This window comes from Luteimonas sp. A277 (genome assembly GCF_054052045.1).
Genome location: NZ_JBSVRG010000010.1, coordinates 80,801 through 101,046 on the forward strand (window position 1 = coordinate 80,801; position 20,246 = coordinate 101,046).

Annotated in this window: 11 protein-coding genes; 6 read left to right on the forward strand and 5 right to left on the reverse strand. The window is 69.2% G+C overall.

Annotated features, from left to right (window positions below; all coding sequences use genetic code 11):
- The first annotated feature begins 9 nt into the window (after positions 1-9).
- The 3 genes from ACW7G2_RS11185 to ACW7G2_RS11195 are packed head-to-tail and all read left to right on the forward strand — an operon-like array spanning position 10 to position 4,322.
- The gene (locus ACW7G2_RS11185) at positions 10-1,830 is read left to right on the forward strand and encodes an amidohydrolase family protein (protein ID WP_456975750.1); all 1,821 of its coding nucleotides are present in this window, start codon (positions 10-12) and stop codon (positions 1,828-1,830) included.
- Positions 1,827-3,308, forward strand: a complete 1,482-nt coding sequence (locus tag ACW7G2_RS11190; protein ID WP_456975752.1) for an amidohydrolase — start codon at positions 1,827-1,829, stop codon at positions 3,306-3,308. Before ACW7G2_RS11185 ends, ACW7G2_RS11190 begins: the two co-directional genes overlap by 4 nt.
- 54 nt (positions 3,309-3,362) lie before the next feature.
- A complete protein-coding gene (locus ACW7G2_RS11195) occupies positions 3,363-4,322 on the forward strand; it encodes a cation diffusion facilitator family transporter (protein ID WP_456975754.1) in 960 nt (319 codons plus the stop codon).
- A 25-nt stretch (positions 4,323-4,347) separates the two neighbouring features.
- Here ACW7G2_RS11195 and ACW7G2_RS11200 read toward each other — a convergent pair whose 3' ends face one another.
- Positions 4,348-6,708: a Tex family protein gene (locus tag ACW7G2_RS11200; protein ID WP_456975756.1), complete on the reverse strand. Its 2,361-nt coding sequence runs from the start codon at positions 6,706-6,708 to the stop codon at positions 4,348-4,350.
- A 123-nt stretch (positions 6,709-6,831) separates the two neighbouring features.
- Here ACW7G2_RS11200 and ACW7G2_RS11205 point away from each other — a divergent pair, with 123 nt between their 5' ends.
- Positions 6,832-8,139: a hypothetical protein gene (locus ACW7G2_RS11205; protein ID WP_456975758.1), complete on the forward strand. Its 1,308-nt coding sequence runs from the start codon at positions 6,832-6,834 to the stop codon at positions 8,137-8,139.
- A gap of 12 nt (positions 8,140-8,151) precedes the next feature.
- Here the strand turns inward: ACW7G2_RS11205 and ACW7G2_RS11210 are convergent, their stop codons facing one another.
- Positions 8,152-8,448, reverse strand: coding sequence for a DUF2782 domain-containing protein (locus ACW7G2_RS11210; protein ID WP_456975760.1), 297 nt, complete (start codon positions 8,446-8,448; stop codon positions 8,152-8,154).
- Positions 8,449-8,533: 85 nt separating this feature from the next.
- On the opposite strand from ACW7G2_RS11210, the gene polA reads away from it, so the two are divergent.
- Positions 8,534-11,308: a DNA polymerase I gene (gene polA, locus ACW7G2_RS11215; RefSeq protein WP_456975762.1), complete on the forward strand. Its 2,775-nt coding sequence runs from the start codon at positions 8,534-8,536 to the stop codon at positions 11,306-11,308.
- Between the two features lie 295 nt (positions 11,309-11,603).
- Here the strand turns inward: polA and ACW7G2_RS11220 are convergent, their stop codons facing one another.
- Positions 11,604-13,196: a serine hydrolase gene (locus ACW7G2_RS11220; protein WP_456975764.1), complete on the reverse strand. Its 1,593-nt coding sequence runs from the start codon at positions 13,194-13,196 to the stop codon at positions 11,604-11,606.
- A 137-nt stretch (positions 13,197-13,333) separates the two neighbouring features.
- Between ACW7G2_RS11220 and ACW7G2_RS11225 the strand changes: the two genes are divergently transcribed.
- Positions 13,334-14,473, forward strand: a complete 1,140-nt coding sequence (locus ACW7G2_RS11225) for a serine hydrolase (RefSeq protein WP_456975766.1) — start codon at positions 13,334-13,336, stop codon at positions 14,471-14,473.
- Positions 14,474-14,492: 19 nt separating this feature from the next.
- Here the strand turns inward: ACW7G2_RS11225 and ACW7G2_RS11230 are convergent, their stop codons facing one another.
- Together ACW7G2_RS11230 and ACW7G2_RS11235 are read right to left on the reverse strand one after the other, a co-directional pair.
- Positions 14,493-18,443, reverse strand: coding sequence for a translocation/assembly module TamB domain-containing protein (locus ACW7G2_RS11230; protein ID WP_456975768.1), 3,951 nt, complete (start codon positions 18,441-18,443; stop codon positions 14,493-14,495).
- A 3-nt stretch (positions 18,444-18,446) separates the two neighbouring features.
- Entirely contained in the window at positions 18,447-20,216 is a 1,770-nt protein-coding gene (locus tag ACW7G2_RS11235) for an autotransporter assembly complex protein TamA (RefSeq protein WP_456975770.1), read from the reverse strand.
- Positions 20,217-20,246 lie beyond the last annotated feature (30 nt).

Below are 20,246 nucleotides of genomic sequence, written 5' to 3' on the forward strand. Positions count from 1 at the left end.
TCCTTGAAGATGCACAGGCACCGTTTCCATCCGACCGCGCTGGTCGCCGTGCTGCTGGTCCTGTCGCTGCTTGCCGGCGCCGCACACGCGGGCCTGCTGATCCGCGATGCGAGGGTGTTCGATGAGGGCACACGGCAGCCTCGGACGGTGGATGTCCTGGTTGAAAACGGTCGCATCGTGCGGATCGGAAACGGCATCGCGGCCGTGCCTGGCACTCGGACCGTCGATGCCGACGGGCTGGCACTGGTGCCCGGCATGCTCGACCTGCACACCCACTGGACTCCCAATACCCGGCCGGCTGCATTGCCGGAGGTAGCCAACGCCTACCTGGATGCCGGAGTAACCACGGTGGCCGACTACCACCAGCCTCCGGAGGCGCACGCGCCACGGCGCGAGTGGCTTGCCAATCTGGCGGCGCCGACCGTCCATTTCGGTGCACGCATGAGCACACCGCTGGGCCACGGCGCGGACTGGGCCGACCAGGCCACCACGCGCTGGGTCAATTCGCCCGAGGCCGCGCGCGCGGCGGTGCGGGACATCGCCGCCTACCGGCCCGATTTCATCAAGGCGTTCACCGACGGCTGGCGCTACAACAACGCTGCCGACAACACGAGCATGGACGAGGCCACGCTGACCGCGCTGGTCGAGGAGGCGCACCGCCACGACATCAAGGTGTTCACCCACACGGTGACGGTCGAGCGCGGCAAGCAGGCGGCGCGCGCCGGCGTGGACCTGATCGCCCACAGCCTGCTGGACCGCGAGGTTGACGATGAGCTGATCGCGCTCATGCTCGAACACGGCACGGCCTACGGCCCGACGCTGGCGGTGTACGAGCCGGTGCGGGTCGGCGATGCGCCGCCGCGGGATCCGGACAGCCCGGTCCTGCGCCAGCGACGAATCAACTTCGACATGGCGCTGGCCAATGTGAAGCGCCTGCATGACGCCGGAATCCCCGTGGTGGTGGCGACCGATGCCGGTATGACCGGTACTCCGCACGGCCGGGCTACCAGCCGCGAACTGGAACTGCTGGTGCAAGCAGGACTGACCCCACGCCAGGCGCTGCACGCCGCCACCGTAGTGGCAGCCACGGTGTTGGGAACCACTGACCGGGGGGTGATCGCCGAGGGCAGGCGTGCAGATCTGGTTCTGGTGGAAGGTGCGCCATGGGATGACGTCGCCGCGATGCAGCGCGTGCAGCGCGTGTTCCTCGCGGGGGTGGAGGTGACCGGGCCGGATGCCAATCGTCCGTCGGAAAATGCCCATGCAAGCCTGCCGGCGGTGTCCTTGCCCGCACTGATCGACGACTTCGAGCGCGAGGATGGCCGGACCGCCGTGGATACCCTGCGCGTCACCGATGCCGACGGCGGCAACGACCGCACCTGGCAATCGAGCCTGCGCATTGCCCGCCCTGACGGGGACGGTCATGTGCTGTCCACTCACGCCCGTCTCTCGCATTCCGACCGGGCCAATGCGGCGGTGCTGCTGCCGCTCTCGCGTGGCTCGGTGGCACCGGCCGATCTGGACCCCTGGGCCGGGCTGTCGTTCCAGGCCCGTGGCGAGGCCGGGACCGCGCGGGTGGAAATCCGCGGCCAGGAGGGAAAGCGCTGGGCGCATGAGTTCACCCTTGGACCGGACTGGCGCGAGTACCGGATCCCCTGGACCGGCTTCGCCGGCCTGCCGCCGTGGCGGGGTGACGGTGATCCGCCGGCCTGGCGTGGCGATGATGCGGTGCAGATCGCCTTTTCCGTGGGCGGTGCGCCGGGCGATACGGCCTGGTTCGAGCTGGACGACGTGCGCCTGCTGGATCCGCAGGAAGGAGAGGGGTCTTGATCGGCCGCCAGCTCGTGGCCGGCCTGCTCGTCGCGGTCGGCATGTCTGTCACCAGCGTCAGCGCCGCAACAGGGGGTGCAGCGGCCATCAACGCCGGTCAGGCCATGGTGCGAGCCGAAGTGGAGGCCTGGGCCGCGCCCCAGGCGCAGCTGGCCCAGGCGATCTGGGAGCAGCCGGAGCTGGGCTATCAGGAGCAGATGGCTTCTTCGCTGCTGCAGGAGCAGCTGCGCCAGGCCGGGTTCGAGGTTGAGGCCGGAGTGGCGGGCATGCCGACCGCGTTCGTCGCCCGGGCCGGTCGCCGCGGTCGCGGGCCGGTGATCGCGCTGCTGGCAGAAATGGATGCGCTGCCCGGAATGTCGCAGCAGGCGGCACCTCTGCGTTCGCCGCTGCCCGGACACGACGCCGGCCATGCCTGCGGGCACAACCTGTTTGGTGCCGGGGCGGTGGGCGCCGCGCGCGCCGTGGCACGGTGGCTGGAAGACAGCGGCCAGGAGGGTGAGATCCGGGTGTACGGCACACCTGCCGAGGAAGGCGGCTCCGGCAAGGTGTTCATGGTCCGTGCCGGGCTGTTCGACGATGTCGATGTGGCCCTGCACTGGCACCCCTCGGACAGCAACTCCGCCGCGCAGTCCACCAGCCTGGCCAACATCAGCGGCAAGTTCCGCTTCCATGGTGTTGCCTCGCACGCCGCCATCGCCCCCGAGCGTGGCCGGTCTGCCCTGGATGGAGTGGAAGCGCTCAACCACATGGCCAACCTGCTTCGGGAGCACGTGCCCGACGGCACGCGCATCCATTACGCGATCACCGACGGCGGCCGCGCACCCAACGTGGTGCCGGCCTATGCCGAGGCGTATTACTACGTGCGGCACACGCGCGGTGAGGTGGTGGGGGAAGTCTTCGAGCGGCTGCACGCTGCGGCCCGCGGTGCCGCGCTGGGGACGGGAACACAAGTGGAGTTCGAGCCCCTGGGCGGGGTGCACGGGCTGTTGCCCAACGATGCCCTGGGGCAGGTGTTGGACCGCGCATTGCGCCTGGTTGGCGGGCTCCAGTACAGCCAGGATGAGCTCCAGTTCGCGCGTGAGCTGCAGCAGAGCCTTGAGCGTGCGCCGCCGCTGGAGTCAGCCACGCAGGTGGCGGAGTACCGCGCTGACGTGCAAGGGCTGGCTTCCACCGACGTAGGTGATGTCAGCCAGGTGGTTCCGACTGCGGGCCTGTCCACCGCCACCTGGGTGCCGGGCACGCCGGCCCACAGCTGGCAGGCGGTAGCCGCCTCGGGCATGTCGATCGGCCAGCGCGGCGCGCTCAACGCTGCCTCGGTGCTGGCAATGGCAGCGGTTGAGCTGTTCTCCAATCCGGAGCTGGTGATTGCGGCGCGTGCCGAGTTTGAGCAGCGCCGTGGCGACAATCCTTACGTACCGCTGCAGCGACGCGAGACGCCACCGCTCGATTACCGCGTTCCCACCCGCACGGGATCCTGAGCGGCTTCCGATGCGCTAGCCTGCCCGATGGGCGTGCAGGCGGAGAACGGGTCAATGGCGGTTGGGCGGTCACGGTGGCGGCTGGAGGTGGATACCGAGCAGGGCGTGCTGCGCATCTCGATCGCGGTGATCGTGGTGTTCGCCGTGCTGGGGGTGGTGTTCGGGCTGCTGTCGGGCTCGTTCGCCATCGTGTTCGACGGGGTGTATTCGCTGATCGATGCGAGCATGACCACAGTGGCCCTGCTGGTGGCGAACCTGATTGCCACGTCAACCGCCGGCGACCTGCGCAACAAGCGCCTGGTGGAGCGGTTCACCATGGGCTTCTGGCATCTGGAGCCGATCGTGCTGGGGGTGACCGGGCTGCTGCTGACCGGGGCGGCGATGTACGCGCTGATCAGCGCGATCGACTCGTTCATGACCGGTGGACGCGAGCTGCGTTTTGGACGCGCGCTGGTATATGCGGCCCTTACCCTGGTCACCTGCATTGTGATGTGGGTGTTCGAGACGCGTGCCAACCGGCGCATCCGCTCCAGTTTCGTGGCCCTGGATGCCAAGGGCTGGCTGATGGCAGCGCTGCTCGCCGGGGCGCTGCTGATCGCCTTTGTGGCTGGCCTGCTGGTGGAAGGGACGCAATGGGCGTGGATGGCGCCCTATATCGATCCGGCGGTGCTGATGCTGGTGTGCCTGGTGATCATTCCGATGCCGCTGGGCACCATCCGCCAGGCGCTTCGGGACATCCTGCTGGTCACTCCGCCGGACTTGAAGGAGCACGTGGATGCCGTGGCCAGGGAGGTGGTCCAGCGCCATGGCTTCATCGATCACCGGGCCTATGTGGCGCGGGTCGGGCGCGGTCGGCAGATCGAACTGGTGTTCATCGTGCCGGCCAATGGGCCCGCGCGCAGGGTGGAGGAGTGGGATGTCCTGCGCGAAGGCGTCAGCGAGGCCCTTGGCGGTGACGATGCCAACCGCTGGCTGACGATCGAGTTCACCGCTGATCCGGAATGGGCTGACTGACGGTCAGCCCTTCCGTATCCGCCCCTCAGCTGCGCTTGGCGCGGGCGAAGGCCTCGGCCAGGGCGTTGTTGGCCGGCGGCGCGGAGGTCTTGGCCCCGCCGCCGCCCGGACGTCCGCCGCGCGGTCCGCCACCCGGTCGGCCGCGTCCATCCCGCTCGTTGCGACGCGCATCCTGGCGCTCTTCCCGCGGTGCGGGCGCGTCGTCCAGGCGTCGGGTCAGGGCGATGCGCTTGCGCGCCACGTCGACCTCCAGCACCTTCACCTTGACGATGTCACCGGCCTTCACCACCTCGCGCGGATCCTTCACGTAGCGGTCGGACAGCGCGGAAATATGGACCAGGCCGTCCTGGTGCACGCCGATGTCGACGAACGCGCCGAACGCGGCCACGTTGCTGACCACGCCTTCCAGGATCATGCCTTCGCGCAGATCCTTGATGTCCTCCACCCCTTCGGCGAACACCGCCGCCTTGAACTCAGGGCGCGGGTCGCGACCCGGCTTTTCCAGCTCGGCGAGGATGTCACGCACGGTCGGCTCGCCGAAGCGCTCGTCCACATAGTCGCGGGCCTTGAGCGTGCGCACGAAGGAGGCGTCGCCCACCAGCGCGCGGATCGGCTTGCCGGTCGCGGCCACGATGCGCTCGACCACCGGATAGGTTTCCGGGTGCACCGCGGAAGCGTCCAGCGGCTCGTCGCCGTCGGCAATGCGCAGGAAGCCGGCGCACTGCTCGAACGTCTTCTCGCCCAGGCGCGGCACCTTCAGCAGGTCTTTCCTGCGCTTGAACGGACCGTTGGCATCGCGGTGGGCAACAATGTTCGTGGCCACCGTGGACGACAGGCCGGACACCCGCGCCAGCAGCGGTGCCGAAGCGGTGTTCACGTACACCCCCACCGCGTTTACGCAGTCCTCCACCCGGGCATCCAGCGCGCGGGCCAGCTTGAACTGGTCCACGTCGTGCTGGTACTGGCCGACGCCGATCGCCTTGGGCTCGATCTTGACCAGTTCGGCCAGCGGATCCTGCAGGCGGCGGGCGATCGACACCGCGCCGCGCAGCGATACGTCCAGGCCCGGGAATTCCTTCGCCGCCAGCTCGGAGGCCGAGTACACCGAAGCGCCGGCCTCGCTGACCACGATCTTCTGCATCTTCAGCTCCGGCACAAGTTTCAGCACGTCGCCGGCCAGCCTGTCGGTCTCGCGCGAGGCGGTGCCGTTGCCGATGGCGATCAGCTGCACGCCGTGCGCGGTGCAGAGTTTCTTCAGAGCGGCCAGCGACTGGTCCCACTGCCGGCGCGGCTCATGCGGGAAGATGGTGTCGGTGGCGACCAGCTTGCCGGTGGCATCGACCACCGCCACCTTGACGCCGGTGCGCAGGCCGGGATCCAGGCCGAGGACTGCCTTCGGGCCGGCGGGCGCGGCCAGCATCAGGTCCTTGAGGTTGTCGCCGAACACCGCGATCGCTTCGGCCTCCGCCTTCTCACGGGCTTGGCCGAACAGATCCAGCATCAGGTGCAGGTGCAGCTTGGCCTTCCAGGCCAGTCGGCAGGCGGTCCGCAGCCAGGCATCGGCCGGACGGCCCTGGTCCTGGATGCCGGCATTGCGCGCCACGCGGCCTTCGGCATAGGCGTGGCCGGCGTCGGCATCGGTGCCGGGCTCCAGATCAAGGGTGAGGAATTCTTCGCGGCGGCCGCGGAACAGGGCCAGCAGGCGGTGCGAAGGGATCTTCGCCAGCGGCTCGGCGTGATCGAAGTAGTCGCGGAACTTCTCGCCAGCGGCTTCCTTGCCTTCGATCACCTTTGCGCGGATTACGCCTTCGCGGGTCAGCCATTCGCGCAGCTCGCCCACCAGCGCGGCGTCTTCGCCCCAGCGTTCGATCAGGATCGCGCGCGCGCCATCCAGCGCCGCCTTGGCGTCGGCCACGCCCTTGTCGGTATCCACGAAGCCGGCGGCGAACTCCTCCGGCACCCGGGTTGGATCGGTCAGCAGGCCGTCGGCCAGCGGCTCCAGCCCGGCCTCGCGGGCGATCTGCGCGCGGGTGCGGCGCTTGGTCTTGTACGGCAGGTACAGGTCTTCCAGCCGCGCCTTGGTGTCTGCGGCTTCGATGTCGGCGCGCAGCTCGTCGCTCAGCTTGCCCTGCCCGTCGATGCTGGACAGGATCGCGGCGCGCCGGTCTTCCAGCTCGCGCAGATAGCCCAGGCGGGTTTCCAGGTCGCGCAGCTGGGTGTCATCCAGGCCGCCGGTGACTTCCTTGCGATAGCGGGCGATGAAGGGCACGGTCGCGCCTTCGTCAAGCAGGCCGACGGCGGCCTCCACCTGGCTGCGCTGGGCACCGATTTCCTCGGCGATGGTCTGGGCGATCTTGCGCATGAGCGCGGGGGCTGAATCGGACATCGGCATTCTGGGGCGGGCGGCAAGGGCCGCGGAGCCAGCCATTGTGGCCGCATGACGCAGGCGGGGGTACCCGTTGACAGCGGCCGGATGTGGGGCCCAGCGGAAACCGGGTAGGCTGCGTCGATGGCCCGTCTCATCGCATTGATGCTGTTGTCGTTCCTGCTCCTGGCCGCCTGTGGCGGTGAGGATGCGGGCGAAACTCCCACCGGCGAAGCCGGCCCCGGCCGGCTGCAGGTGCTGGATTGGCCGCTGCCCGGCGCGGTTGCGGGCACCAGCGCGCCGGACCTGGCGGTGGCTGCAGACGGACGGGTGCTGCTGTCATGGCTGGATTCCCAGCCCGGGCGCAGGCACCTGTTCCGCTTCAGCGTATGGAACCCGGCGCTGGAGCGCTGGCAGCACGCGCCGGCCAATATCGCGATCGGCAGCCGGATGTTCGTCAACTGGGCCGATACGCCGCATATCGTGGCGAGCCTGGACGGCGCGGTCTGGGCTCATTGGCTGCAGAAGAGCGGCAGGGCCAACGCCTACGACATTGCCTTGGTGCGTTCACGCGACGGCGCCAACTGGTCGGCGCCGCTGGTGCCCCATGCCGGCGGTACCAGCACCGAGCATGGGTTCGCTTCCATGTGGCCGCACGGCACCGATCTGCTGGGGATTGCCTGGCTGGACGGGCGCAGCACGGGCATCGATCACGATGGCCATGACGGCCATGAGGCCGGCGCGGGCGAGGCCGAAACCCGCGCCCACGGTTCTTCGACGCTGCGCGCTGCGCTGGTGGATTCCGCCCAGCGACTGGTGCACGAGGCGGTGATCGACACCCGCGTGTGCGAGTGCTGCCAGACCAGCGTGGCCCTGACCTCGCGTGGGCCGCTGCTGTTCTACCGCGGCCGCAGCCCCGATGAAGTCCGCGATGTGCTGGTGTCGCGCCTGGAAGGCAACGTGTGGACCGCGCCGCGCCGGATCCACGCGGACGGCTGGGTGATGTCCGCCTGCCCGGTCAACGGTCCATCAGCGCACGGCCACGGCCACAACGTGGTGGCGGGCTGGTACACGGAAGCCGGTGGCGAGCCGCAGGTGCGCCTGGCCTACAGCGCCGACGCGGGTGACAACTTCGGCCAGCCGCTGGTGCTCGACAGCGGCGCCGGGGTGCAAGGGCGCGTGGCGGTGGCCCTGGATGGCCATCAGGCCGCGGCGCTGTGGCTGCGGGAAGACGGCGATGGACAGTCGCTGTGGTACGCGCGCTTTACTCCCGACCTCTCACGTGAAATCGAGCGCATCCGGCTGGCCGGACTTGCAGGCCGGGGGCGCGGCACCGGATTCCCGCGGCTGGTGTTCCACCAGGGCGTCGCCCACGCGGTGTGGACCGATGTCATTGACGGCCGCCCGCAGCTGCGCGGTGCGCGCCTGGTGACCGGGCCCGACGACGGCTGAGCCCGGCCGGGTTCACCACTCGAACAGTTTGAAATAGGTCTGTGGCGGATTGTCGCCTTCGCGGGTGGAAATGATCTGGCCGTCGCGGTTGTACAGGTAGTAGGCCGGCCCGCGCGGCGGCTGCACCTTGAGCACGCGGACCTGGTCGGCAACGCGGTACTCGGTGATGACGTCGCCGTTGGGGGAGGTGCGGACCTGTTCGACCGCATCGGCGGGTATTTCAGGGATCCCCGCGATCCCGGCTCCCGTGCCGATGGTGGCGCAGGCGGCGAGCAGCATCAGCAGGACGGCGGACAGGAAGGCTTTCATTGCGGACTCCGGGGCGTGTCGATCCCCAAGTATGCGTGCTGGCGGGTGCCGGTGCCGAGAAGGGCAGCCGAGTAGAATCGGGTCCATGAAAAGACTCGTGCTGATCGACGGTTCCAGCTATCTGTACCGCGCCTTCCATGCCCTGCCGCCGCTGACCAATGCCCAAGGCGAGCCCACCGGCGCCCTGTTCGGCGTGGTCAACATGCTGCGCGCCACGCTCAAGGAAAAGCCCGATTACATCGCCTTCGTAGTCGACGCGCCGGGCAAGACCTTTCGCGATGACCTGTACCCCGAATACAAGGCCAACCGCCCGCCGATGCCGGACGACCTGCGGGTGCAGGTGCAGCCGATGTGCGACGTGGTGGATGCGCTGGGCATCGACATCCTGCGGGTCGAGGGCGTGGAAGCGGACGATGTGATCGGCACCCTGGCGGTGGCTGGCGCCGCTGACGGCCTGGATGTACTGGTGTCCACCAGCGACAAGGACTTCGCCCAGCTGGTGCGGCCCGGGATCTCGCTGATCAACACCATGAGCGGCAGCCACGTGGACAGCGACGAGGCCATCATCGAGAAGTACGGCGTGCGCCCGGACCAGATCGTGGACCTGCTGGCGCTGATGGGCGATACCGTCGACAACGTGCCGGGCGTGCCCAAGTGCGGTCCCAAGACCGCCGCCAAGTGGCTGGCCCTGTACGACAGCCTGGACGGGGTGATCGCCAACGCGGCCAACATCAAGGGCAAGGTCGGCGAGAGCCTGCGCGAGGCGCTGGACCGGCTGCCGCTCAACCGCGAGCTGGTGACCATCCGCACCGACGTGCCGCTGGATCGCGGCCCCACCGGGCTGCCGCTGCGCGAGCAGGATGTGGACACCCTGCGCGCGTTGTATACCCGCTATGGATTCACCCAGGCGCTGCGTGACCTGGACAGAGCCAATGGCGATGCGCCGGTGCCGGTGGCCGACATTCCCGGCAGCGTGCGCGGCACCGAGGCCGGCTACGCGCGTCCGGCGGCGAAGCCGGCTGACGGTGGCCTGGACCCAGCGCTGGCCGCGCCCGGCGTACACGAGACGATCTTCGACCGGGCGCGTCTGGACGAATGGATCGGGATCCTGGGCAAGGCCGACGAGTTCGCCTTCGACACCGAGACCGACGCGCTCGACCCGCTGCGCGCCAACCTGGTGGGCATGAGCTTTGCGGTCGAACCCGGCCGCGCGGCCTACCTGCCGCTGGGCCATGACTACGGTGGCGTCCCGGCCCAGCTCGATCGCAAGGAGGCGCTGGAAGCGCTGCGGCCGCTGCTGGAAGATCCGGGCAGGCGCAAGATCGGCCACCACGGCAAGTACGACCTGCACGTGATGCGCCGGCATGGGATCGAGGTGCGCGGCTACGCCGACGACACCATGCTCGAAAGTTTCGTATACAACGCCACCGCCAGCCGCCACGACATGGACTCGCTGGCCCTGCGCTACCTGGGCTACACCTGCATCAAGTACTCCGACGTGGCCGGCAAGGGCGCCAAGGCGATCCCGTTTTCCCAGGTGGCGATCGACGACGCCACCCCCTACGCGTGTGAAGACGCCGACATCACCCTGCGCCTGCACCGCGAGCTGTCGCCCAAGCTGGCCGAGGTGCCGGCGCTGGAGAAGGTGTACCGCGAGATCGAGATGCCGCTGGTGCCGGTGCTGGCGCGCATCGAGGCCCACGGCGTGCGCATCGACGGCGACGAGCTGCGCCGGCAGAGCGCCGATCTGTCGCGGCGCATGCTCACCGCGCAGCAGAAGGCCACCGAGCTGGCCGGGCGCACCTTCAACCTGGATTCGCCCAAGCAGCTGCAGGCGCTGCTGTTCGACGAGCTGGGCCTGCCGGCGCTGGTAAAGACGCCCAAGGGCCAGCCCAGCACCAATGAGGAAGCGCTGGAGGCGATCGCCGACCAGCACGAACTGCCGCGGATCATCCTCGAGTACCGCGGCCTGGCCAAGCTGCGCAGCACCTACACCGACAAGCTGCCGGAAATGATCAACCCGGAGACCGGCCGGCTGCACACCAGCTTCCACCAGGCGGGCGCGGCCACCGGGCGGCTGGCTTCGTCCGATCCCAACCTGCAGAACATCCCCATCCGCACCGAGGACGGGCGCCGTATCCGCCGCGCCTTCATTGCCGACGAGGGCAACGTGCTGGTGGCCTGCGACTATTCGCAGATCGAGCTGCGGATCATGGCCCACCTGTCGGGCGACGCGGGCCTGCTGGCGGCGTTCGCAGCAGGTGCCGACATCCACGCCGCCACGGCGGCCGAGGTGTTCGGCCGCAAGCTGGAAGAGGTCACCGCTGACGAGCGCCGCGCGGCCAAGGCGATCAACTTCGGCCTGATGTACGGCATGGGCGCCTGGGGCCTGGCCCGCAACCTCGGCATCGGCCGCGGCGAGGCGCAGGACTACATCGCCCTGTATTTCTCACGCTATCCGGGCGTGCGCGAGTACATGGACCGCACCCGCGAGCAGGCGCATGAGGCCGGCTACGTGGAAACCGTGTTCGGTCGCCGCCTGTATCTGGAAAACATCAGCGCCCGCAACCAGGGGCTGCGCGCCGGCGCCGAGCGGGCGGCCATCAACGCGCCAATGCAGGGCACGGCGGCCGACATCATCAAGCGCGCCATGATCGATATCGACGCCTGGCTGGCCAGCCAGGGTGGGCGGGCGCGCATGATCCTGCAGGTGCATGACGAACTGGTCTTCGAGGCCGATGCGGACTTTGCCGACACCCTGCTCGCCGAGGTGGTGCCGCGCATGACCGGCGCGGCTGAACTGCAGGTGCCGCTGACGGTCGAAAGCGGCGTGGGAGACAACTGGGAGGTAGCCCATTGAGGGGTGGAAACCGCAGAAATACGGCGGATTTCAGCGGGTTTTGTACAAATTCCGTTCAGTCCCCGTGAAATGTAAATGCCGGCTGAACTTTTCGCCGGGAAGCCGGGGATCTTCACGAACCATCAATGCTCGCGGTGGTCATATGTAACGCGACAGATGCAACGTCTGTCGCTGATCTCTCCCTTCCCCTGGAGTGATCTGGAACGGGACTTCTCCCCGAGCTCCCGTTCCACCGAGCCCCGCCGGCCCCCCCTGCCTGCGGGGCTTTTTTATGCTCGTCATCCGTGCCAGCCGGTCATTCTCCGCCGTGCTGGCGCTTGAACGTGGCCTCACGACGATACGACGAAGGATACGCCCCCACCTGCAGCACGGCGGGCCGCAGGTTCCAGTCGATGTGCAGCTGGTCGATGGTGCCGTCGCGGCCGCGGGTAAACCACACGAACTCCTCGCGCATCGCCGGGTTGCGCCACACCGCCCGGAAAGTGTCGTGGTGCCAGTGCTCCAGGTCGGCGACCTGCTCCGGATCGTCCCACAGCTGCAGCACCAGCCTCCCATCCGCCACCCGCACCGCGGCGTCGGCGTAAAGGGCGTCGTCGTAGCCGCCGGTGAAGTCGGCCAGCGGACCGGACGGGCGGGTGTTGCGAATGCGCGCGGCGTGGATCGCCTCGCGCTCCTCCTGCGCCTGCGCCTTCTGCCCGAGATAGCGCTCGAAGGTCTCCGCATGACGGTCGCGGCCATCGATGCCGAGGTAGGCGTCCACAATCTGTCGGGCCAGCGCGGTGGTGAAGTTGTTGAAGGTGTTGGTGGTGATGAAGATGCCCAGGCCTTCTTCGGGCACCAGCATCAGCAGCGAGTTCATGCCGTCCACCGCGCCCGAGTGCGAGGAGGTCTGCCGGCCTTCATGGCTGCCCAGGCGCCAGCCCAGGCCGTAGGCGGCCAGCGCTTCGAAAGCGGGAGTCTGGATCGGGGTCTGTGAGCGGTGCATTTCCGCCACCGTGCCAGGCGCGAGCACAACGTTGCCTTCGAATTCGCCGGGCGTGCCCAGGTGCAGGCGCATCCAGCTGCCGATCTCGCGCGCGCTGGAGTGGACCGAGGCCGCCGGGCCCACCGCGTCGAAATTGCGTCGCGGGATCTCCACCACGGTGCCGTCGATTTCCTGGTGTGGCCAGGCCACGTTGCCGGACTCGTCCAGGCGGCTGCCGCCTGCCAGGCTGCGGGTCATGCCCAGCGGCGCGAACAGGCGCTGTTCGACGAACTGCTCCCAGCCGGTGCCGGTGACTGCGGGCACCACCTCGCCGGCCACCATGTACAGCACGTTCGAGTACACGTAGCCCTCGCGGAACCCCTGCTCGGGCGGCAGGTGGCGCAGGCGGGCGATCTGTTCGGAGCGGTCGCGCGAAGAGATCCAGCGCAGCCGGTTGCCGGTCAGCCGACCCAGGCCCACCCGGTGGGCGAGCATGTCGCGCACCGTGGCCGCGCGGGTCACATAGGGGTCGTAGAGCTGCAGCTGGGCCAGGTGCTTCACCACCGGGTCGTCCCAGCTGATCCGGCCCTCGTCCACCAGCAGGCCGAGCGCGGCGGCGTTGAAGGCCTTGGACACCGAGGCGATGTTGAACAGGGTGTCGCCGTCGACCGGATCCGGGCGGCCGAGGCGGCGCACGCCAAAGCCCGTCGCCCAGACCAGCTCATCGTCCTTGACCACGCTCACCGCCAGGCCGGGAATGCCCCAGTCCTGCATGCCGCGCTCGACGAACTCCTCGATGCCTTCCAGCTCGGCGGGCGCCCCGGTCTGCGCCATGGCGCCCAGCGGCACCAGCAGCAAGCCGAACAGGAGGAACAGTGAGCGTTGGAGCAGGCGTGGTCGGGAAGAACGGCGGGTTGGTTGCATTGAGTCGATCGCACTGGTGAATGGGCGGGCAAAGACCCTAGCAGAGATGTGGCAACGCATCGCTGGCGGCGGGTGGGCGCGCTGGGCGACGTTGGCGCTGCTGTCACTGTGTCCGGGGTATTGGATGTGCCGAGCCCATGACCGTCCTGCCCATGCCCAGCGCACCAAGACTCCAGTTGCCGGCCTTGCTGGCCATTCTCTTTCTACTGGCGGCCTGCCGCCCGGCCGATCCGCAACCGCAACTGTCCAGTGAGACAGATGCCGACGCGCGCACCGAGTACACGCCGGGCGATGTCGCGGCCCCGTCCTGGCTCAACCCGCTGTCGGCCTCGATCAATGAAATCGACGCCGGCATGTCCGGACGGTTCGGGGTCTACGTGCGTCGGCTCGGACCTGACGCCGGCAGCCTGGACCTGGGCGACGGGCGCGCCTGGTACCTGTCGTCCACGGTCAAGGTGCCGGTGGCGATTGCGGTGCTGGAGCAGGTGGATGCCGGCACCCTGTCACTGGATCAGGAGCTGGAACTGGCCGAAACGGATTTTGTCGACGGCGCCGGTGACATGCTGGGCCATCGGCCCGGCGAGCACTTCAGCATCGCCACCCTGCTGGAAAAGTCACTGCGCGACAGCGACAGCACGGCTACCGACATGTTGATCCGCCAGGTGGGCGAGGTTGACCTCAACCGCCGGGTCCGTGACTGGCTCGGGCGTGGTTTTGGCCAGATCACCACCAACCTGCAGGTGCGCTATGACGTCTACGGTGACCTGCATCCGGGCGTGAGGACGCTCACGAGTGCGGATCTTTTGAAGGTGCAGCAGGCGGGCGACGGAGAAGCGCGGCTGGATGCGCTGGCCGGGATGCTCGAGGTTGAGCGGGATGCGCTGGACACCCCCGGCATCGAGGAGGTGTTCAGCCGCTACTACGACACCGGCACCAATTCCGCGCCGCTGGAAATGTTCGCCAACTTGCTGGAAATGCTGGTGTCCGGTGAGCTGCTGTCAGCGGAAAGCACCGCGCTGATGCTGGGGCACATGCGCGCGATCAGTACCGGAGAGCGGCGCATCCAGGCCGGACTGCCGCCCGGCACCGATTTCGCCCAGCAAGCCGGCACCCAGGTGGCACGCGCCTGCAACGTCGGGGTGATCAACCCGGACCAGGTCGATGAGGGGGCCACCATTGTGGTTGCCTGCGCGGAGGAGTTTGATGACATCGCCGACGCCGAGCGCGCCTTCCAGGCCTTGGGCCGGAAGCTGGCGGAAGCGGGCCTGGCGCCGTAGCCGCTACGCGGCCGCTGCATCAGTCCACTTCGCGGCGCCAGTTGATCGAGCCGCGGTTTTCCAGCGTGCTCGATTCGATTTCAAGATCAAAGCCGCGATCGAGCAGGTAGCGCAGGGTCAGCACCTGGCCGGTGCCAAGCAGCGAGACGCCAAAGCCCACGTACAGGCGCGGCGAGAGCTGCTTGCCTACCCCCAGCACGCTGCCGCCCAGCGCGCGCGAATGGCTCACGCCGGCATCGTCCAGGCCCAGTCCGGCGCCCAGCTGCGAGGCCAGGAGGCCGCCGCCCGCCTGCAGCGCCGCCGCGGCGGCGTCCAGCTCGCGGCCTTCGTCACCGGTCACGCTGGACAGCGAGCGGCCCAGCGCCAGGTAGGCCAGCGCCTCGGATTCGTCGCGGCTGGGATCGGTCCACACGCTCGCCTGTGGCGCGGACGCGCGGCCGGTGACGTCGATGCCGGCGGTCAGCTCCTCCGCTTCGATCCGGCGCACCGCGCGGATGTCCAGCACCGGGTCGGAGATCATGTCGTTGCTCCACGACAGGTTGCCGCGGGTGATGCGCAGCTCCTGGCCGTAGGCCTTGTAGCGCCCGCCCACCTGCAGTGAGCCGGTGCCGCGCATGTCGCGGCCCGGGTGCTGGCGCACCCGCAGCTTGCCGCCTAGGGTGCCCTCCAGGCCGAAGCCGTTGAGCACCACGTCATCGCCCATTTCCAGGGTCAGGTCGAGCTGCATCGCCAGCGGCGGGCCTTCTTCGGGGTCCACCGGGTCCAGCACCACCACGTCGTCGGAAGGCGCCACGCCGTCGCTCAGCCGCTCCAGGTCCATCCGCGCCTCGGGCACCAGCACGGTTCCGGTTACTTCCAGCGGCCTGCCCGCGGCGTACAGCACGCGGATATCGGGACTGGCCACGGCGCGCAGGTCGCGGGTGTTGGAGACCAGCACGTTCTCGCCGCCTACCTGGAGCACCAGCGGTGCAGCGGTTTCGCCGCTCCAGCCAAGGCTGCCGCTGATATCCAGCGTACCCTCGCCCGAGCGCACGCTGCCGGCGATGGTGGCGGTGCCATCCGCGCGCGCGTCCAGGCGCACGTCGCCGTCTTCCAGCAGGATCGCCAGCGCGGGCAGTTCAGTGCTGAATCCGGTCAGCCTCGCCTGCCCACCCAATACCGGTTCAGAGCGGGTACCGGCCAGGGTGATGCGTCCGGCCAGCTGGCCCTCCGGTTCCACGATGTCGGGAGAGAACAGTTCCAGCCACACCAACTCGCTGATGTCGATGTCGATGGCGCCGGACAGCGGCGACCAGGCGTCCCAGCCGGTTTCCACCTGGGCCTGGATACGGCCCTCGTCGTCCACCAAGGTGGTGAAGCTGGCCTGGATGGATTGGGGGCTGAATTCGGCTTCAAGCTGCAGACCGGAATAGCTGACCGTGTCGCGGCGGGCCCGCTGGCTGAAGCGCAGGCCGCCCTCTTCGGAGCGCACGTTGAGGTGGCCGGCGAACGCGTTGCCGGCCGGGCGCAGGCGCCCGTCAATGTCGATGTTGCCGCGCAGGGCCCAGGACTGGCCGTCGGCGCGCTCGGGCAGGTAGGGCTCGGCCAGTGCCAGCGGCAGGTTGTTGCCGCTGACGCCCAGGCCAGTGGCCGGCCAGTCGGCATCCAGGCACAGCGCGCCGCCGGCGGTGCTGGCAAAGCACGACTGCGACAGCCGCCAGCCGCTGCCGGTCTGGGCGAAGCTGGCCGGTGACTGCAGGTTCCAGGCGGCGCCGCGGGCCGGAGCAAGCCGCAGCGATGACAGCCCGCCCTGCCAGCGCTGCTGGCGGCGCTCGGCGTTGCCGGCCAGCTGCAGCTCACCGATCTCGCCGCGTGCGCTGGCGGTGGCGCGCAGCGATTCAACCGCGCCGCTGGCCTGGATCGAGACCGCATCCAGGGCCACGCCGGCGCTGATCGCTTCCGCATCCAGATCCAGCTGGCCGTTGCCGCCGCGCCAGGGCAGGCGGCCACGCAGGCTGGCGCGCCCCGCGCTGTAGTCACCCCAGGCGAGGTCGCTGCCCTCCAGATCGACATCGATATCCGGTGCGGTGCGGGCACCGGTGAGGTTCACTTCCCCGCTGAGCCGGCCGCCGGCGCCGGGCAGGATATCGGCCAGCAGCAGCGGCGCCAGGCGGGCATCAATGTCCAGGGACTGGCCGATCGAGGCAGTGGCGTCGATACGGCTCTCGCCAAGCGTCAGGGCCAGCTCGCCCTCATATGCAGCAGGCGCTTCCAATTCCGAGGCCGGTGGGGACCGCATGGTGAAGCGGCCGCTGCCGCCGAGCGCGCGCCCGCGCAGCTGCCCGCCAAGGTCGGCCACTTCCACCTGGGCCTCAAGACCGCCGTCGTCATGGGCGCTGCCGCTGCTGGTGATCGACCCGTCCACTGCCCCGTTCCAGTCGGGGAGGAAATAGCCGGGATCAAACGAGGCCAGCGCCAGATCGAGATCCCATGCCAGAGCCGGCGCCCAGGCCAGCCGCCCGCTGCCGTCCAGGCTGCCGCTGTTGCCGGGCATCGTCGCGTGCAGGCGGCGCAGGACCATCTGCGTCTGGTTGCCGCGCGCGTCAAGCTCCACCCGCGCCGCGAGGTCGCCGCGGGTCAGGTCGGCGTTGCCGATCGCGGCCCAGGCCTGCATCCGACCGGCCAGGCCGAGCCTGGCATCGGCCACAACGGCAGTTCCGGGCTCGCCGTTTTCGTCCTGCCCGCCGCCCCAGCGCACGCCTTGGGCATTGATGGCAAAGCGGCCGCTGGGACCGTCGTCGTCGCTGAAGTCCGCCCGGCCGGCCACCGTGACCCGGCCTTCGAGCAGTTCGACCACCAGCGGGTCAACCTCCAGCACTTCATCGTGCAGGCTGACGGTGGAGGGCAATACGGTGGCGCTGAAGTCCCCCTGGCTGATGCTGCCTTCCAGCACCATCGCTCCGTCCTGTCCGTCGGCCACAAGATCGAAGGCAACGGGGGTGCCGGGCTCGCCACCGGCGAGCAGGGCCGGGTCCAGCGCGTCCGAGCGCGCCTGCAGGCGCCAGTCCGGGCGCTCGCCGCCGCGCAGGGCCAGGGTGGCCAGCACCGGCGAGGGCGCATGGCCGGTCAGCACCAGGTCCAGGTGGCCGGCGTCGCCGCGTGCCACCAGGCCGAAGTTGGGGCGGGTGTGCCCGGCCGGGGCCGGCATCACCGCGCCAGCGGTCAGGTCCACCTGATAGTTGTCACGCGGCGCGTAGCTGCCGTGGGCGGTGAACCGGCCACGGTCGCTGTCCACCAGCACGTTGTCCAGCTCCAGCAGGCCCTCGCCGGCGTTGAGCCCGCCGCGCACCTGGTGGACGTGGATCACCGGGCTGTCGGCGCCAATCACCCGCAGGTCGTCCACCCGGATCGTGTCGGCCTGCAGCGACAGCGGCAGCGGGCCGATATCGGGCAGCGAATCCGGCCAGGAGGGCAGCTGGAACGGCTCGTCATCGTCCGCCGATGGCGGCAGCGACAGCACTGCGCCCTCCACTTCCAGCACGTCCAGCCGCAGCAGGCGGCCCAGCAAGGGCAGGACGGCCGGATCGATCATTGCCCGCTCCGCAGTGAACACCAGCGTGCGGTGCTCGTCGCAGTTGTCGTAAGCCACCGGCTCGCCGTCGCGATCCGGGCAGCTCAGCTGCACGAAGCGCAGTCCGTGCAGGGTCAGCGGGCCGGAGGCGGGGCCTTCGGCGTGGCGCCACTCAAGCGTGGTCCCGGCCGGCAGTCGCGCGGTGATCTGCGACAGCAGGAAGTCGCGCCCGCCCAGCGTCAGCAGCAGCCACCAGGCCAAGGCCATGACCAGCACCGCCAGCACCAGGCTGACAATGCCGGAGCGGATCGCCAGCCAGCGCAGCCGCGCCTTGCGCCGCTCGCGCAGGGCGGCGATCCGGGCCTCGCGTTCCTCGGGGCTCAGGTTGGGGTCGATCCGGCGGCGCAGTGTGGGTGCCATGGCTCAGAATGCGGTGCCGATATCCAGGTGCAGGGTAAAGGGCGAGTCGGGATCGTCCAGCCCGCGGGCGATGTCCAGCCGCAGCGGGCCGACCGGGGACGCCCAGCGCACGCCCATGCCTACGCCGGTGTGCCAGTCCGGGCTGTTGTTGAAAGCGCTGCCGCTGTCGGCGAATACGGCAAAGCCGAATCCGCTCTGGAAGTAGTGCTCGTACTCCGCGCTGCCGGTGAACACGTGCTTGGCGCCCACCGCGTAGTCACCCAGGCGCGGCCCTACCTCGCGCCAGTCATAGCCGCGGATGCTGCGGTCGCCGCCGGCGTAGAACCGCAGGCTCGGCGGCATGTCCACCAGCGCGTCGGTGTAGGTGTGGCCGGCTTCGCCGCGTACGATCAGGCGATGGCGTTCGCCGATGCCCCGGTACCAGCTGGCCCGGGCGTGGATCTGGGCGAAACTGGCATCCGACCCCACGTCTTCAAGCCCGCCGCGCAGCACCACGCTGCCGCCGATCCCGCGGCGCGGGAACAGCTGGTCGTCGACGTCCACGTATTCGGCGCGCAGCGACGGATAGCTGAAGGTGGCGTAGCGGTATTCCGCGGGAACGTCGGGATTGTCCTGGTCCACGTACGACCAGCGCTCACGCAGCACGTGGGCGGATGCCACCAGGTTGAGATTGCGGTTGTACTGGCCATTGCGGCTGGCCACCAGTTCCACTTTGCGCGCGTCGATGTAGCGGGTCTGCTCGTCGGCCGCCTGCAGGCTGACCGTGTACCAGCCGTCGTACCAGGCAAAGGCGGGGATGCGGTACTGCAGGGTCAGCGTTTTCCGCTTCTGCGCGTAATCCAGCTGCGCCAGCGCCTTGTGCCCACGGCGGTTCACGTAGCGCCGCTCCTCGCCCAGGCGGAAGCCGGCGCCGCTGTCGGTGCCGTAGCTGAGGCCGGCGGTCTGGATCTTTCGCGGCGCCGGGGTCAGGCGTACGTCCACCGGCACCCGCAGGTCGTCATCGGCGTCGTCGGGACGCGGCTCGATCTCGATGGAGCCGAAATAATCCAGCCGCTGCAGCGAGGTGCGCAGCCGGTCCAGCCGGCCCTGGTGGTAGTAGCCGCCTTCTTCCCAGTAGACCAGGCGCTCGAGCAGGTCGTCGTTGATGACCTGGCGCGGCGCCTGGGTGAAGGTGGTCGGGCCCATGTTGTAGCGCTCGCCGCTGGTCCACACCAGTTCGATATCTGCCGTCTGCGCGGCCCGGGTCACCTCCACCCGGCGGGCGCTGAAGTCGGCGTCGAAGTAGCCGCGCTCGGCCAGGCGGCGGCTGATCCGCGCCTTGCTGGATTCGTAGGGCCGGTGGTCGAACACCGAGCCGGGCGCGGGCAGGAAATCCGCCAGGTCCTGCGCCAGGTAACGGTCGCGGTTGCCGGCGCCGATGATCGCCACGTCGGCGTTGCGCACCCGTACGGGCTCACCCGGATCCACCGTCACGGTCACGTTGAAGCTGCCGTTGACGCGCTCACGCTCGACCTGGATCTCCGGGGAGTAATAGCCGAACGGCTCCAGCGCCTCGCGGGCTTCCGCTTCCGCGGCGCGGATGAGATAGGCCAACCGGCGCATCGACACGTCGTCACCGCGCGCATCGTTCAGTGACAGCGACACCCGCACGTTGTCGGCCATTTCCTCATCCAGCCCGCGGATGACCACCTCACCCACTTCCACCGCATGCGCCGCACCGGACAGGAATAGAAGAAGCGCGGCGAAGGTGGGGGCGAGCGTGCGTCCTGGCATCCGCGCAGGATACTCAAGCAGACGTCCAGG

What these genes read in the sequence shown, in the direction of transcription:
- ACW7G2_RS11185 (WP_456975750.1), top strand. Translation starts at nt 10, where the DNA reads ATGCACAGGCACCGTTTCCATCCGACCGCGCTGGTCGCCGTGCTGCTG.
- ACW7G2_RS11195 (WP_456975754.1), top strand. Translation starts at nt 3,363, where the DNA reads ATGGCGGTTGGGCGGTCACGGTGGCGGCTGGAGGTGGATACCGAGCAG.
- ACW7G2_RS11200 (WP_456975756.1), bottom strand. Translation starts at nt 6,708, where the DNA reads ATGTCCGATTCAGCCCCCGCGCTCATGCGCAAGATCGCCCAGACCATC.
- ACW7G2_RS11205 (WP_456975758.1), top strand. Translation starts at nt 6,832, where the DNA reads ATGGCCCGTCTCATCGCATTGATGCTGTTGTCGTTCCTGCTCCTGGCC.
- ACW7G2_RS11210 (WP_456975760.1), bottom strand. Translation starts at nt 8,448, where the DNA reads ATGAAAGCCTTCCTGTCCGCCGTCCTGCTGATGCTGCTCGCCGCCTGC.
- polA (WP_456975762.1), top strand. Translation starts at nt 8,534, where the DNA reads ATGAAAAGACTCGTGCTGATCGACGGTTCCAGCTATCTGTACCGCGCC.
- ACW7G2_RS11220 (WP_456975764.1), bottom strand. Translation starts at nt 13,196, where the DNA reads ATGCAACCAACCCGCCGTTCTTCCCGACCACGCCTGCTCCAACGCTCA.
- ACW7G2_RS11225 (WP_456975766.1), top strand. Translation starts at nt 13,334, where the DNA reads ATGACCGTCCTGCCCATGCCCAGCGCACCAAGACTCCAGTTGCCGGCC.
- ACW7G2_RS11230 (WP_456975768.1), bottom strand. Translation starts at nt 18,443, where the DNA reads ATGGCACCCACACTGCGCCGCCGGATCGACCCCAACCTGAGCCCCGAG.
- ACW7G2_RS11235 (WP_456975770.1), bottom strand. Translation starts at nt 20,216, where the DNA reads ATGCCAGGACGCACGCTCGCCCCCACCTTCGCCGCGCTTCTTCTATTC.